The sequence below is a fragment of the Paenibacillus sp. DCT19 genome, assembly GCF_003268635.1.
GTDB lineage: Bacteria > Bacillota > Bacilli > Paenibacillales > Paenibacillaceae > Paenibacillus.
Window position 1 is genome coordinate 5,637,583 of record NZ_CP029639.1, and the last position, 15,902, is coordinate 5,653,484.

The following is a 15,902-nucleotide window of genomic DNA, read 5'->3' on the forward strand; positions in this document are numbered from 1 at the left end:
AATCTGTAGAAGAACCCCTTCGCAGGGGTTCTTCAAGGTAATCCCTATATCATTCGGTCTTCCATTCCGAATTACTTAACCTCTTCGCCAGTCCACAGTGCTACACGCTCTTTAATCCACACCGTATATTGTTGCTCCATTTCGACTGCACCATTTCTGTCAAGCTCAGCAAGGAAATCATCATACACTTTGTCGAAGTTTTCTGGTTTAGTCAGGATCGCTTCTGGGATACGTTTACGAACGATATCCTGTGTTTTTTGGAATGTTACGTTGTAATCTGTATCCGAAGGAACAGGCATGTTGTACGCTGCACCCCAAGGTTTCAATGGCAGTTCTTCCTCAGATGGGAAGAATTCTTTCCATGTTGTGATTCCGTATGCTTTCAACGTTTCTTTCTCAGCCGCAGTGTAGCCTGCTACGATCTGCTCAGGGAAGTTCGTTGTGTAGTAGTTATCAGTGGAATCTTTCACACCGTCACCATATCTTGCACTAAATACGTTATACAATCCAACACCTGATTCTTTGGTGAAAGCAGTGTTGTCATTTGTTTTGCGATCTTGAATTTCTTCAGGGATAACACGTTTGCCATCTTCCACTTTATAATGTTCGCCTTCAATACCCCAGTTTCTCAAAACCTGACCTTCATCGGAAGCCATCCAATCCATGAATTTAATAATACGTACTGGATCTTTAGCTTCTGTTGAGATCCCGATTCCGTAACCATCGAAACCAGTCGGTTGGAACGTATGATCCACGATGTCATCGTTCAAGGATACGGAGAAGTGAGCATAAGTCGCATCGTCTTTACCCGCTGCTTTCAGCGCGTTCTCCCCATCTTGATAGTTCCACTCTTGGTCAATCAGACCCAATACACGACCACTGGCAATTTTGGATTTATACTGGTCATCCTTTTGCACGAATGTATCTTTGTCGAGCAGACCTTCTGCATACATGTGGTTCAACCACCGGAAGTATTCTTTCTCTTCTGGACGTTTGTAGTGAAGCTGTGCTTCATACGTTTCAGGGTTGATGTAATACTCACCATCATCCGGCCCGCCTGTAGCTTGGAATGCTGGGTTCGTTACCGTAATCATAATTTTCCAGTCATCCGCATTCAGCGTCAGTGGAATCGTTGGTTGGCCATCAATGGTTGGATGTTTAGCCACATACTCTTTGAGTACATTTTCGTAATCCTGTAACGTCTTGATTTCAGGATATCCTAATTCTTTCAACACACGTTGTTGAATTTCGAATCCACCCGTAGCATCAAATGCAACGTTACCAACCCCCATATTTGTTGGGATGGTATAAATGGCCTGATCCTCCAAGCTATATTTCAGACGGTTCATCTGATCCCCATATATTTTCTTGAGGTTCGGTGCATGCTCTTCGATCAGATCCGTCAGATCCAGCATCGCTCCTGCATCAACCAGTTTGGACAGATTGCCTTTTGGATAGATCAGATCAGGATAGTCGCCACTTGCTGCCATCAAGGCAACCTTCTGATCGCCACCGTTATTTACATCATACTCAGCTTCGATCGTAATACCGGTTTGTTTAGTGATTTCTTTACCGATAGCATCCTGCATTTTATTCCAGTTAGGACTTGCATCTGCACCGAAGAATGTGATCGTCATTGGAGATGTTGTATCCCCTGTATCTACTGGTGTTTCTGATGCTGTACTGCCTCCGCAACCGGCTGTGATTGCTAATGCACTGGCTAACAGCAGCATTGCAAACGTTTTTGGTGTTTTGCCCTTCATGTGTAATCCCCCTTATGGATATAATGAAGCTATATTTTGTATAACAGGCTGCCCTGCACATACCTTTACGTGGCTGACTGCACTCGATGTGACCCCTCTGGCTAGAGACATTGTTGTAAAAGCGCTTTCTGTTTTTTGGGTAAATTCACGAACGACAGGTCGTTATACCCTAATTCAGTTTATTACCATTCACTTATTATCATGCAGGTTAGCAATCAAACAAGTTATTAATGAAAGTGCTTTCATATCTGAATCATAAATGTTGTTAATAACCTTGTCAATAGTGAATTTATTTTACAGAAAACGTTTTTCGTAAACCGATATAATTGTTATATTTCTTTGAACATATTCATGCGATCTGTAACACTTTATTAATGGGATGATCGAAACCAAGTTTTGATTTCAAGCCATACACCAACTCGGTTTTGGACAAATTAAAACTTATCATATGATGATCCCCCGATACGGTAAGCGCAGCTCCTCAGCCACGCTTACACTGTGTATCGCAGGTCATCTACTCACGCTATTCAGTCGATACATTATGCTTTAACAGCTCCGAGGGTCATACCACCTACAAAGTACTTTTGCAGGAATGGATAAACAAGCAGGATTGGAACTGTCGCGACAATCGTAATCGCCATCTTAATGGATTCCGGAGAAATCTGTGCCATCTGCTGCGCCATGTCATTGGCGTTACGTCCAGCGCTTGAGCCCTGTTGTGTACTTTGTAGTACCTTCATGAGCTCGTATTGGAGCGTCGTTAAATTAGGTTTATTGTTGTTGTAGATGTACGTATCGATCCATTGATTCCACTGTCCTACCGCCAAGAACAACGCGATGGTAGCAAGTACAGGTTTACACAACGGAAGAATGATTTTGTAATAAATGGTGAAGTCGTTTGCACCATCGAGCTTAGCTGATTCCTGCAGTGCATATGGCAGACCGTCCATGAATGAACGAATGACAAACACGTTAAAGGCAGAGATCATCAATGGGAAAATGTATACCCAGAACGTACCGATCAAGCTCAGGTCGCGCATGAGGATATATGTCGGGATCAGACCACCCGAGAAGTACATCGTCAGAGCGAGTGATACAGAGACAAATTTTCTAATTTTAAAATCAGGCCGGCTGAGCGTGTACGCAATCATCGATGAACTCAGCAATCCGAGGAACGTACCGATTAGCGTACGTAGTACGGATATTTTCAAACCTGTCAGCAATCCTTCATATTGGAAAATGGTTTTGTAGTTCTCCAATGTGAATTCCCGCGGCCACAGATAAACTCCGCCACGCACTGTATCTGTTGAATCATTAAACGAGATCGCCAGTACGTTCAGGAATGGATACAGTGTTACAATCAGCACCATGGTCATCGCGAGGATATTAAATATATTGAACACTTTATCGCCCCGTGTTGCATTGAATGCTTTGTTCGCCATAATGTCGTCCCCTCCCTACATGATGCTTTCTTTAGTGATTTTTTTGAACAATCCGTTCGCTGCAAACAGAAGAAGAATACTAACTACGGAGTTAAATATCCCTATGGCTGTACCGTACGAGAATCGTCCTAGATATATACCGTAATTCAATGCATATAAGTCTAATACTTCAGCATAGTCGGTGACGAGACTGTTACCGAGCAAGAGTTGCTTCTCAAAGCCTGTACTAGTCAAGTGACCGATAGCCATGATGAACAGGACTGACATGGTTGTCCGAATACCAGGCAATGTAATGTGCCACATCTGTCTCCAGCGGTTGGCTCCATCCACACGAGAGGCTTCGTACAGCTCTTGGTCAATACCCGTAATAGCCGCCAGATAGATAATCGCATTCCAACCGGTTTCTTTCCACATATCTGAAGCGGTTACAATGTACCAAAACAGGTTACCTTGCGCCATGAATTGAATTGGTTCGTTAATAATATGAAGACCCATCAAGATGTCATTGATTACGCCTCCATCGGTGGAGAGCATTTTCGTAACGATCCCGGCAACAACGACCCAGGATACAAAGTGAGGAAGGTACGACACGGTTTGTACTGTGCGCTTCAAGAACACACCTTTTAGTTCATTCAAGAGAATCGCGAAGAAAATAGGCACGACAAAACCTACAACTAGCCCCATTATGCTCATGGCTAGTGTGTTTCGTAGTACAAGATAGAAGCGTTCGTCACTGAACAATTCTACAAAGTGTTTAAAACCAACCCATTCTTGTTCACCGAACGATCTAGCTGGTTTATAGTTTTGGAATGCCATCGTCCATCCCCATAAAGGTAGATAGTTAAATACAAATACCCAAGCTACGAATGGCAATGACATGAGATAGAGAAACTTTTGTTGCTTAATGCTGTCCCAAATTCCGTTCCGGCCTTTTTTGGTAGGCGGATTGGGGTCACTGCTTCTTTTCGCGGAAGCGGATTTTTCTGTTAGCGTTTCCATCTCCGTTCCCCCTCCTCTGTTTTTATAAAATCATCATACTAGATAGAGCGTTTTCATAATACCATCTTGATTTTAGAGAAAATCATATAAAAATTAGATATCCCCCTATAGAATCCGACATATTTGAGTCAAAATCAGTGCATTTTAAGCATTTTAAATTCAATATATGAAATATAAAGGAATTTACACGCCATAATTACAATTTACGAAAACGTTTTTTCGAAATCGTTTACTTTACATTTCTATAATAAAAAAAGAGCCCTTTCAGGCTCTTTGAATTAGAGTGCAAAACGTATCGTTTGTAACTTCAATATGCCCAACAGCTCACCCACGGAAATAGCAGATTCTGGTTCGAATTGATCACTCAGCAGGTATGATACGACTTCTTGGAACAAATATGCGACCTCAGGGCGTTTCATCAGAGACAGTTCAGTGAATGGTAGAGAAGACACCAGTAATTTCCCCTGTCCAACCCTCGCTTCAAAGGCATAGGTGAGACGTTTCGCTCTGTGGAAGTGATCGATAACCTCAATCAATGGGCTTACTCCCTGAAGCGTATCCAAACAGATCGCAGGTGTACCGTTAACGAGATGATACCATTGCCAATCCGAAGCATGACCGTAAGGGAAACGCCCTAACAGCGCGGTCTGCTCCTTCAAGTTTAACCCCATCGTTGCCCCTGGTTGAGTAGCAAACATTAGATAATTCCAGAACACAGGCAAATACTTCGTCTCTACCGGATCATATAACCCTTCTGGTGGAGTCTGAATCCACACATGCCCCCCATTCACTAGATAATCCAGTACGTTTGGTGTAAGAGACTTAGCCATGACGAGCTGGAATTGTGAGCCTCTTCGTAGCGTATTTCCATCTAAATTGTCCACGTGACCCTGATGTGCGCCTAGAAGATGTGGCTGAAGCTCGGTCACACTATTCCAGATTCGGTGAGTTTGCTCATGGATCCGGTGATGTGGAAATGACCAGCCGTGCCATACGTTCGTCGCAATGACCTCGTCATCCGTTGATCGAATCTCTGCTTCGATCTTAAAGGCTGCCACATGTTCAGAAGGTGCATGTATCGATAGGTGTCCAAGAGGCCATACGACGCCTCGATCTACTTCTCCATAGTGCCAATGTCCTTCTTCTAAAACGACTTGATTGCTTACCAGCTTCCAATGAACGGATGCGTTCTGAAGAGGCTGCTGTCCATAATGGGACACACGTGCTTCGACTTGTATCGCTTCCCCAGCATAAAACGTTCGCTCTCTACAGCTTAGAAGTAAGACTGTATTCTCGTTAAATTGTTGAAAGTCTGCCGGCTCTGCAATCCCTTTGCTATCCCAGAACACATCCAGAATACCTGTCGTGGCATGCCCCTGTCCAGGGAAGTCACGGATATCCAGCAGCTGTATACCCGCTGCATTCGGGGTACGGCGCACGCGCTCCATCGCTTCTTTTAGTGATCGCACCAGATGTGCACCGCTCGCTTGCTGGTAGGGCTCCAGCTCCGCTGCCATGCCTTTACGAGTTAATGACTCTTCAACCGGTGGTAACCAGCTAGGACGGAGAACACCTGTATATTTCTCACGTTCCTGTGGGCGCACATACATGGTGTATTGTGCATGTTCATGACCAATCACCGGACGATCTGCCAGCCGGGTCACAGCTTGATAATCAAGTGTTGTATCCGGCACGGCAGACAATTCCGATTCCAGTGGAGGATGCCAGTTCAAGGATTGGATATAGAAGTCCCCTTCCCGACCTTGAGCTGGGAGCTGACCGAATCCTGTGTTATCTGTATACAGGCGAGACGGGTCAAGCGCTTGTGCCTTTCTCACCAGTTCATTTAATTCCGGATGACCGTTAGATCCAATCAACTCATTTCCCATTGAGAAGAGTACAAACGAAGGATGATCGTGCAGCGACGATAACAGACCTTCAAGCTCGTGGGTTAGATAGGTCAACACTTCTGCTGGCGCAGGCTGTTCTCGATCTTCGAATAATCTTGACCAATGCGGAAGCTCAGCTTGCACCAACATTCCCTCTTCATCTGCTGCTTCCCAGAAAGGTTGCGGTGCGCTCCAGCCATGCAGACGTACATGGTTGAACCCGTAAGACTTGGCAATCTGAAATTGCCGGACATAGTGCTGCTTGTCCCAGACTGGATAACCTGTGAGTGGGAAAATACAGCAATCTACGTAACCACGCAGAAAAATCGGAATGTCATTCAGCATAAGCTTCTGTCCATTAGCCTGGAAAGAGCGAACCCCAAATGTTCGATGGTGCTGATCAAGCTGCAAGTCCCCGTCATATAAACGAATCTTAGCTTGATAAAGTGAAGGTGACTCATCCGACCATAAAGCAAGACCTTGTTTCTGTGCAAGGTTCACCTGCAGTGGTTGTATCTCTACGATCCGTTGCCCTTCTGACTCTCTTGCTCCTTGTCTAACTTCGTCCTGATGATCTTGTAACTCCACCTTAAAGCTGTGACAATCGAGCCAAGTTCCATCAGGATGCTCAATATCAATATGTAACCGCAGTGCTGATGCCGTAAAATGTGAAGCAACACTTATCGTTCCTTTAACCGTTAAGGTCTCCTGACTGGCATCAGGAAATAGGCTCAGCTGGTTAATACGGTTCATTGGTATGCACTCTAATGTTGCTCCACCTGTAATCCCACCCCAAGCAGTAGCTGTGTGCAGGGAGTGGATATGACTACCCGCTAGAGGATACTTCATCGTGTTATCCACACGCAGCTTCAATTCGTTTAATGATCCTTCTCGAACCCAAGGCGTAATATCCCATTCTTGTACATTAACCAAACTGTCCCGCTCACCGACATATTGACCATTGACCCAGAGATCCGTTGTCCAGCGCACTCCCTTTAGTCTCAATATATAGGCACAATCTGTATCCGTGGAAGCGATCTCAAAATTCCTCGTGTACCAGGCAGCTCCTTCGTACTCACGTACCTTAGTCCACGTATCCACACGTTGATAGCTTGGCTCTTCGCCGTATCCCTGTTCTTCCCACGAACCGGGGACTTGAATCTCCCCCCATGCAGGATCATCAGAGGATGGTGCAACTAGACTTGAAGAATCAGCAGCAAGGCAGAATTGCCAAGCTCCGTTCAGGTTATATGTTTGACGAATAGCATTAGGATCGAATGATTGCATCTGCTTTATCGCTCCTCACCTTATGATTTACATTCAGTTTAAGAGGTACGTTCTGGCCTGCACCATTGCATAAACACGGAAGAACATGGACTATCTCATGAAATGATAAGAACACCTACAGCGTAACCTACAGGTGTTCATGTCATTATTCCTGAAAACGTTTTATTAATTCTGAATACGTACTAACATTTCTATATGTCTAACCGCTACTCGCTTGTAGTCTCTCCAGGCTTCTCTTTGGATTGTAATTTAGCATGTTCTCTGGCCTGTTTATATGCTGAAGGAGATTCACCTACATATTTTCTGAACTTTCCGTGGAAGTAATCCACATTGGCATACCCTACTCTTGCGGCAACCTGATGTACCTTTAATCCCTCGTTCAGCAATTCCTTCGCCTTCTCCATCCGCACTTTATCCAGGAAAGCGTTAAACGACTCACCTGTATGATTTTTGAACAATTTCCCCAGATAACTACTATTGTAGTTGAATACCTCAGAGAGTACTTCTAGCTTCAAATTCTCGCCGGGGTTGCGTCTAATAAACTCAATCATTTGTTTCAACACCGTATCCGTACTGCCCCACCCATACGCTGAGTAAGCCGGTTCAAATGCTCAGCAGCCATCACTTGCAGATCCCTTAGTGTATGCTGATGATACACCTCAGTAATTAATATTGAATGCTCCTGCAGAATAGACTGCATCTGTTGATTGGCAGCAGCAAGCTTATTGATCGCCAAAGAGAATATTTGGGAGAACGCGGTCTTGATTGCTTGTTCTGTCCGATGATACGGCACGATCCGATCCTGCATTTCGGCCAGAACCCTCATCACCGATTCATGACTTCGAATATCGAGTGCATAATACAGTTTGTCCGCAAGTTCAGCTTCATCTGGTTCAAAACCGTCTGATTCGGAACCCTCGATTGAATTGATGTGTTTCTCACCAATGACCTGATCATTCCAGAGCATCATTCGTTCTTCGGAGAACAAGAACCGATCAGCCAACATAGCGTTGGCCTGACGGTAGGACTTAGCAATCTCTACTGTAGATGAAACAGGTTGACCTGCCGCCACATACATGTAAATATTCCATTCCTCTAATAGACTACTCAGTTCATTATGAAGATCACGGGCTCCGCCAATAGAAATAACCGCTTCTTTGTACAACAGCCCTAACCCCGAATGGAACGAAAATACGATACCCCGCTGTTGCTGGTCAAAGGCTTCAACCAGTTTGCGCTTAAGAGCACTCCCTCGTTGCAAATCAGGTGAAGCATGAATCTCCAACAAAATAATCTGATATTGAGGCCACTTCAGCCCGAGTGTATCTTCTTCAATAGTGCCAGTACCTTCCTGATTATCAAAAAGCAGCGCTTCAATCTGATGCTCACGGTATGCTGTATCCTCACCCGCATGTCGCGCATGTGTTTCACGCTCCCGTTTCAATACGACAGATATACGTTGAAGCTCGCTAATGATTTCTTCCTCATCTACCGGTTTAAGCAGATAACCATCTACACCGAAGCTGATCGCTTTTTTGGCATAATCAAAATCCGCATACCCGCTCAAGATGAGAAAATGTGCATTTCCATGCTGCTGGCGAACTTCTTCAATGACATCTAATCCCGTCATGCCAGGCATCCGGATATCAATAATCGTCAGATCTGGCCTCAGCTCGTCAAAACGTTCTATCGCTTCACGACCGCTTGCTGCGGTTCCGATCACTTGAAATCCGTATTCTTCCCAGTTAATAATTGTCGTTAATCCCTCTCGAATACTGGGTTCATCATCTACCAAAAACACTCTATACATTCTGGTTCCCTCCTGCTGGCAAGGTGAAAGAAACCTCTGTTCCTTCCCCGTACACACTCTTGATCTGTAATCCATGAGGCTCGCCGTAAGTCAGCGTTAACCGCTGGTGTACATTACGTAGACCGATTCGGCTCTTCTCCTGTTCCTCAGGTCCACAGATGAACTGCATAACCTCAACCAACCGTTCTGGGGTAATGCCGGCTCCATCGTCCTTTACATGAACCTGAATTGCCTCATCCATCGGATAGATGCTAATATTCACACGCACCGTACCCTCTTTATTCTCTAAACCATGCACGATGGCATTCTCCACAAGGGGTTGGATGATTAATGGAGGTATGGAGATTTTCTCTACCTCTGGATGAATATCAATGACGAATGCGAGACGATCACCATAACGAAATTTCTGAATTTCCAAATAAGAACGAACCATTTCAAGTTCTGCCTTAAGGGTTGTTTTGCCGCTACCAATCTCTAAACTCTTGCGCATGAGCTTGCCTAACAACCGCACGATATTGGCGATCTCCGCTTCTCCTTGGATATGGGCTTTCATACGGATCGATTCCAAGGCATTAAATAAAAAATGAGGATTGATCTGGCTTGCCATCATTTTCAGTTTAATCTCTTTTTGGGCGATTTCCAATTGCGTATTCTGCTCAGAGGTTTCCACAACCTGGGTCATCAGATCATTAATACTTTTCACCATATAATTAAATTGTCTAGAAAGTTGTCCAATCTCATCATTGCCGTCAATGCGTGACGTGACATTCAGATCTCCTAGCGCAAGCTTGTTCAGATGTCTACTAAGCCGCAGCAAGCGGTTAGACGTGAGGAATGAGATGATATACACCAGCAACAGTGCAATCACCAGCACCAGTATCATAAAGCTCATACCGATCAAGCTAATTTTATTGGCGTCCTTCACTATATTTTTGGTCGCAAACACTGAAATGACCTTCAGGCTATTGATACTGTACATAGGGTTCAGTTCATCAATCACAATGTTGGAAGGTTCTCCTTGGAAGTCAGCCTCCAACGTGCCTTTTGCTTGATTCTGAAGATCGATACCAAAATCAAGCTGGTTCAGCGTTTGACCTACTAGCTCCGTATTTTTGGCTGCAACGATATAACCCTGCTCGTCCGTGATTAGCGTCTCAAACGGTTCTTGGCGCAATAACTCATTCAATTCATCCTGATTAATCCCAATCATAAGAACGCCTTCGGTTCGGTATTCGGGAAAGGGAACCTTACGAACTAAGCTCAGTTTGTGTACTGGATTGTCTTCCTTGTTAGGGATGTAGAACCATCCGATGCTGGTTGAAGTGAGCGCCTTCTGATACCAGTAGCTATCCTTCGTTTGTTGATCCACCGGAATAATTTCCAGATTGTTAATTAACGTTGGGTTGGTCGAATAGAAACGAATGCCCGCGACCTCACGGTACTGACGCTTGTATTCCTCAAAATCCTTATATGCCAAATACGCTCTCGTCAGTTCCATCACCGATTCATATCTTGTGTTCACGATCTTCTCCAGATCCTTGTTGAACATTAGAATGTTGGATATATCTGTTGGCACACGCAGCAACGTAGCAGTTTGACTCTTGATTTTGTCCACGTTATTAATGGTCTGTTCGATGGCATTATCCAGCGCCTGTTGGCGGAAATATGCCGTGACAGCCAGACCAACGATCAAGACCGGAACCATGACGACGAGTACGTAGGAGATCAGCAATTTATGCTTCATTTTGAGATTGTTCGATATTTGTATTAACCTCTTTAACATGTCTGCACCTTCCGTCATCTTGTACAAGCGCTTACATATATAAGGGCAGGCTTACGGCAACCTCACCTTCTTATATATCTTATCATACCACGGAAAAAGCCCTAATCAGGGCTTAATCTTACTTTTCAACCTGAAGAAAGTTGCTCAGTCTTCAAAATAAGATCTGATAGCTGCACCTCGGAAAAGACCACATGGGTCACCGTGACAGCGTATGGAGTCAGTTCTGTTATACAGGCTTCCACCTCGGCCATACTCGGTGTGCACAACATGACCATGAAGCATGCCTTGCCTGCCACCCGATATGCAAACTCTGCCCAAGGCAACTGACGAATATAATCAGCGAAGCGTTCATGCTCGCCGTTGCGTAAGGTTACCTCAATCATACACCGCACCGTACATCCCAGCTTGGCTCGATCAATATCCACTCGATATCCCTTAATGACGCCTTCGTCCTCCAGCCTGCGTACTCGTTCACTCACTGAGGAAGGAGATAAGTTAACCTGTCTTGCTAATTCCCGTATGGACAGACGAGCATCTTCCCGAAGCTTTCTCAATATATGATAATCTGTGCGATCCAGGTCCATTTGTCTACCCATGCTCCTTTTTTCAAGACATTTGTCTTAGATTATCATACATTTGCAATCATTTGCAGTGGAGGGCACTTCCAACCATACGATAAAATTTAGTTACAGCGGTAATTTAGTCATGATTAGTGAGTATTCAAAAGCAAAACTTTTTGCGTTACCTCTATTATTACATTTGCTATGTATACCCAAACTTCTCTAAAGGAGCGATCGCATCGTATGCCTATGATTTCTTATTCATCTCATGGAGACACGCCATTTCAACGCCTACTTGGTCATAATCCATCGATTATGCTGCACTGGAACGCATTGGGAGATACCCTAGCTGCGGACAAATTGTTATCAGCCGAGCTCAAAGAGCAGGTACGGCGCACACTCGCTCATCGGAACGGCTGCATGTACTGTCGTGCCAAAGGGACTCCTGATCCGAAACCCGAAGAGGCCGCCATCAGTATGGCGACCGGACTTGCGGAGTTATTTATTCAGACGGGTGGCAATGTGGACTCTGCCGTTTTCCCCGTTCTACGTGAACATTTTACCGACGCTCAGCTCAGTGAGCTATGTGCCTGGATCTGTTTTGCGATTGCATCCCAATGGTTCGGCGCGGCTCTTCAGCTTGAGGCACCGAATGAATCCGAGTAATTATGGACGTGGTGTCTCTACACCGTTGAGAATCAATTGCGGATGAATGTCTGCACTTAGTGAAGCGGATACCGCGCAATATTTCTCTTCTGCCATCTGGATCGCTTTCCAGATCCGGTAATCCGGGATATCTCCATCGACTTTGAAGACCAGATCAATAGAAGTAAAGCCTTTTGGCATCCCTTCACTACGTGTACCTTGTGCCTCAATTTCAATCGATGAAATCTTGTCCAGAAAAGCGTCCAGAATCATCGTAATATCAATGCCCATGCAGCCGCCAAGACCTGCCAGCAGCAATTCCATTGGTGTAGCTCCTTGGCTATCTCCGCCATAAGCAGCCGTTGCATCCATACCTACAGCGTAGCCGGATGGTCCTTCTGACGTAAACGCGCGTTTGCCTTTCCATACCGTAGTTACATTCATGATGTTATCCTTCTTTCATATTTAAAATTCAGTGATTTGTTGTAAAAACTTGCGTGTGCGTTCTTGCTCAGGTTGTTCAAAAAACGCCTTAGGGCTTGCTTCCTCCACAATCGATCCGTCAGCCATGAAGACGATTTTGTTCGCTACATTGCGGGCAAACTTCAACTCATGGGTCACCACAAGCATCGTCATGCCTTCCTGAGCCAGCTCTTTCATAACAGACAACACTTCACCTACGAGCTCAGGGTCAAGTGCCGATGTAGGTTCATCAAACAGCATCACCTCAGGCTCCATCGCGAGTGCACGAGCAATAGCAACACGTTGCTGTTGTCCACCGGATAAACGGGAAGGATAAGCATCCTGCTTATCCGAAAGACCCACACGATCAAGTAAGAGCTTGCCTCGTTCGGCTGCTTCATCACGCTTAATCTTTTTGACGGTGACAAGCCCCTCCATCACATTGCCGAGTACCGTCTTATGCGGATAGAGGTTAAACTGCTGAAATACCATGCCCGTCTGACGACGTATTTCTAATACTCTCGCACGCTGTACACGCAGAGAATCAGCACTGTCGACCACAGTACCATTCACTTCGATTCGTCCACCAGACAGTTGCTCCAGACCGTTCAAACAGCGAAGCAATGTACTCTTGCCTGAACCGCTTGGTCCAAGCAGTACAACGATATCTTTGGCGTTCACGTGTAAATCTATATTTTTAAGTACTTCATTGTTCTCAAAGCGCTTGCTAAGCCCTGTCGTTGTAATCATCGGTTCTCCTCCTTCGATCAGTAAGCCCGAGCGAGCCTACGCTCCACTTGTTCCAAAATGGCCGAGAAGCCGATGCTCATAATCCAGTAGATCACACCGATTGCTAGATAAAACGGCATGTTCAGCGCATATTGAGAGACCAGTAATTGTGCCGAACGAAGCAGCTCGGTTACCCCGATTGCGGCCACAAGGGACGTTTCCTTCAACATCCCAATAAACGTATTACCCATCGGTGGGATAGCAATCCGGACAGCCTGCGGGAACACAATACGTCTCATCGTCTGAGCAGGTGTCATGCCTGTTGCATATGCTGCCTCTGTCTGTCCTTTGGGAACAGCCTGGATCGCTCCACGGAAGGTTTCAGACAAAAAGGCACCTGCATTCAAGCTGAGTGCAAGACAAGCCGCGGTGAGTGAGCCTAAGGTTACCCCGTAGTCCACTAACCCGTAGTAGATAACGAATAATTGCACGAGCAACGGCGTTCCTCGCATAATGGATACATAAAACCGGGCAATCAGCCGGAGCCACATCGGTCCTTTCAGACGAGCTACAGCGACGATTACCCCGATGATAAAGGCAAAAAACATTGAAATTACCGTTACATAAAGAGTGTAATACGCCCCTTCAAAAAGAAGGGGACATTCTCAAGTATCAAATCAAGTTCCATGGATCAGACTTCCCTTCGCCTTGCAGGTTCATTATTGCGCAGGCTCTTCATTGAACCATTTTTTGAAAATAGTATTGTATGTGCCATCGTCCTTCATGCCTTTGAGCGCATCGTTCAGTGCAGCCACCAGTTCCGGGTTGTCTTTACGAACCGCGATTCCGGCTTGGTCGCTCTTGATTGGTTCGCCTACAGCTTTGATCTTGAACCCATTCGCATCGACAATAGGTTTGAGCGCATACAAGTTGTTGATTGTTGCATCAATACGACCTGCATCCAGGTCTTTCAGTGATGAGATGACATCGTCATACGTTTTGATCGTGAAATCGCCAACTTTGGGCAGCACTTCATTACGCAGATATGTTTCATCGTTTGTACCAAGACCTACACCAATCGTTTTACCTTTGAAATCCTCTAACGTCGTAATATCGCTGTTATCTTCTTTTACAATGATTTTCACGGAGTTGGTAATGTACGGATCACTGAAATCCAGTGCCTTTTTGCGTTCATCGGTGATCGTCATTTGGCTAATGATCGCGTCCAGCTTTTTGGATTGCAGACTTGGTGTCAGCCCAGAGAACTCTTGGGATATAAATTCAACCTCGACTCCCAGACGCTTCGCTACCTCACGTGCGATATCCGCATCGAAGCCGTCCATTTCTTTCTTATCATTCAGGAAGTTGTACGGACGATACGTTCCCATCATCCCTACTTTAATAACGCCAGCCGACTTGATCTGTTCCAGTTCATTGCTCGCTGGTGCCGCAGCATTTCCATCATTATCTGTTGTTGCTTTGCTGCCGCAAGCGCTTAGTACCAGCACGGTAATCAGAAGCAACGCGGTTAGCGTCCAGCCTTTGCGAGTTTTGTTCTTACGAATGTTCAATCCAGTATTCATGTTGTGTTCTTCCTCTCAAGTCGTTATGTGGTTGTGCATACAGAAGCATGTTATATGTGGTACCTAATGCAGATCGATACAGTAGTTATCCCCATTATTCCCTGCTCGTGGCTGAAACATGTGGTAGGGCGTACTTCTATTTTCCCATTCCTATGCTCATCCTTATTTCAAAATAAATGCTTCGGAATCAGGCAATACTTCATGTGCCTAACAATCCGTAAAATTCAAAGCTTGCTGCCTCCGCCGCGAGCGACGATGCTGTCATGGAAGAGAACTCGTTGTGCAGATCCTCTGAACCAAATAACCAACGCGTGATCATGCCTTCAATCATGCTGACAAGCAATGCTGCTCTGAGCGGAATATCCATCGATTTTGGCAACATTCCCAGCTCCATGGCTCTCTCCATGTTGTGACGAAATGCCGTTTCCACCGCATTGCGTGTCTCCTCCACCAGACGGCGAACTGCATCTTCGGTAACGATGCCTTTGAGGAGCAACTCCATGAAGTAACGATTGTTTGCGGCAAAAGAGAACAAATCGGTAAACAGTCGTTCCGAAGCCTTCACCATATCTTCTACCGTCCCGGCATCCTTGCGGTATCCTTGTCCAATCGCTTCAAGAAGTTTCTCTCGGCCTGTAAGTACAATCTCGGAAGCGATGGCTTCCTTGCTTTTGAAGTGCCAATAAAAGGTTCCCTGAGCGACACCCGCTTCCCGAACAATATCGGAAATTTTGGTCTGATGATAACCCTGCGTTGCAAAACGCTCTAGTGCTATGCGTATAATCTGGTTCCGGCGGTCTTCGCCAGGTTCCAAAGTGTTACCTTTACTCATACGTTCAACCCTCCCGATTGATCAGTCAGTCAGTTAATGTATATCCTATGGGATAACTAGGTTTTTGTCAATATAGTTTTAAACAATAGATTCATGAGAGAAGTTGAAGTTGTATGCA

General features: G+C 45.3%; 13 protein-coding genes and 1 pseudogene. 1 reads left to right on the forward strand and 13 read right to left on the reverse strand.

All coding sequences use genetic code 11. The features are described from left to right. Window positions 1-71: 71 nt before the first annotated feature. The 8 genes from DMB88_RS25680 to DMB88_RS25710 form a co-directional block, all read right to left on the reverse strand. Window positions 72-1,763, reverse strand: a complete 1,692-nt coding sequence (locus DMB88_RS25680) for an ABC transporter substrate-binding protein (RefSeq protein WP_128103594.1) — start codon at window positions 1,761-1,763, stop codon at window positions 72-74. Between the two features lie 539 nt (window positions 1,764-2,302). Further along, window positions 2,303-3,205, reverse strand: coding sequence for a carbohydrate ABC transporter permease (locus DMB88_RS25685; protein WP_056693260.1), 903 nt, complete (start codon window positions 3,203-3,205; stop codon window positions 2,303-2,305). Between the two features lie 15 nt (window positions 3,206-3,220). Further along, window positions 3,221-4,204 carry an ABC transporter permease gene (locus DMB88_RS25690; protein ID WP_056693257.1) on the reverse strand — a complete coding sequence of 328 codons (984 nt, stop codon included), beginning with the start codon at window positions 4,202-4,204 and terminating at the stop codon, window positions 3,221-3,223. Between the two features lie 278 nt (window positions 4,205-4,482). After that, window positions 4,483-7,380, reverse strand: a complete 2,898-nt coding sequence (locus DMB88_RS25695) for a glycoside hydrolase family 2 protein (protein WP_128103595.1) — start codon at window positions 7,378-7,380, stop codon at window positions 4,483-4,485. Between the two features lie 206 nt (window positions 7,381-7,586). Next, window positions 7,587-7,931: a helix-turn-helix domain-containing protein gene (locus DMB88_RS31560; RefSeq protein WP_254438347.1), complete on the reverse strand. Its 345-nt coding sequence runs from the start codon at window positions 7,929-7,931 to the stop codon at window positions 7,587-7,589. A gap of 5 nt (window positions 7,932-7,936) precedes the next feature. Further along, window positions 7,937-9,190: a response regulator gene (locus DMB88_RS25700; protein ID WP_254438348.1), complete on the reverse strand. Its 1,254-nt coding sequence runs from the start codon at window positions 9,188-9,190 to the stop codon at window positions 7,937-7,939. Further along, window positions 9,183-10,973, reverse strand: a complete 1,791-nt coding sequence (locus DMB88_RS25705) for a sensor histidine kinase (RefSeq protein ID WP_128103596.1) — start codon at window positions 10,971-10,973, stop codon at window positions 9,183-9,185. Before DMB88_RS25705 ends, DMB88_RS25700 begins: the two co-directional genes overlap by 8 nt. A 125-nt stretch (window positions 10,974-11,098) precedes the next feature. Beyond that, the gene (locus DMB88_RS25710; protein ID WP_128104612.1) at window positions 11,099-11,557 is read right to left on the reverse strand and encodes an Lrp/AsnC family transcriptional regulator; all 459 of its coding nucleotides are present in this window, start codon (window positions 11,555-11,557) and stop codon (window positions 11,099-11,101) included. 219 nt (window positions 11,558-11,776) lie between these two features. On the opposite strand from DMB88_RS25710, the gene DMB88_RS25715 reads away from it, so the two are divergent. Next, window positions 11,777-12,199 (forward strand): carboxymuconolactone decarboxylase family protein, encoded by a 423-nt coding sequence (locus DMB88_RS25715; RefSeq protein ID WP_128103597.1) that lies wholly within the window; start codon window positions 11,777-11,779, stop codon window positions 12,197-12,199. Here the strand turns inward: DMB88_RS25715 and DMB88_RS25720 are convergent, their stop codons facing one another. From DMB88_RS25720 to DMB88_RS25740, 5 genes and pseudogenes are all read right to left on the reverse strand, one after another. Beyond that, a complete protein-coding gene (locus DMB88_RS25720) occupies window positions 12,200-12,622 on the reverse strand; it encodes an OsmC family protein (RefSeq protein ID WP_128103598.1) in 423 nt (140 codons plus the stop codon). Window positions 12,623-12,643: 21 nt separating this feature from the next. Then, complete coding sequence (locus DMB88_RS25725) at window positions 12,644-13,390, reverse strand: amino acid ABC transporter ATP-binding protein (RefSeq protein ID WP_128103599.1); 747 nt, start codon at window positions 13,388-13,390, stop codon at window positions 12,644-12,646. Between the two features lie 17 nt (window positions 13,391-13,407). After that, window positions 13,408-14,057 (reverse strand): annotated as a pseudogene (locus tag DMB88_RS25730) (amino acid ABC transporter permease). Between the two features lie 31 nt (window positions 14,058-14,088). Then, window positions 14,089-14,952 (reverse strand): substrate-binding periplasmic protein, encoded by an 864-nt coding sequence (locus tag DMB88_RS25735; RefSeq protein ID WP_128103601.1) that lies wholly within the window; start codon window positions 14,950-14,952, stop codon window positions 14,089-14,091. 199 nt (window positions 14,953-15,151) lie between these two features. Continuing rightward, window positions 15,152-15,784 carry a TetR/AcrR family transcriptional regulator gene (locus DMB88_RS25740; protein ID WP_128103602.1) on the reverse strand — a complete coding sequence of 211 codons (633 nt, stop codon included), beginning with the start codon at window positions 15,782-15,784 and terminating at the stop codon, window positions 15,152-15,154. Window positions 15,785-15,902: the final 118 nt, after the last annotated feature.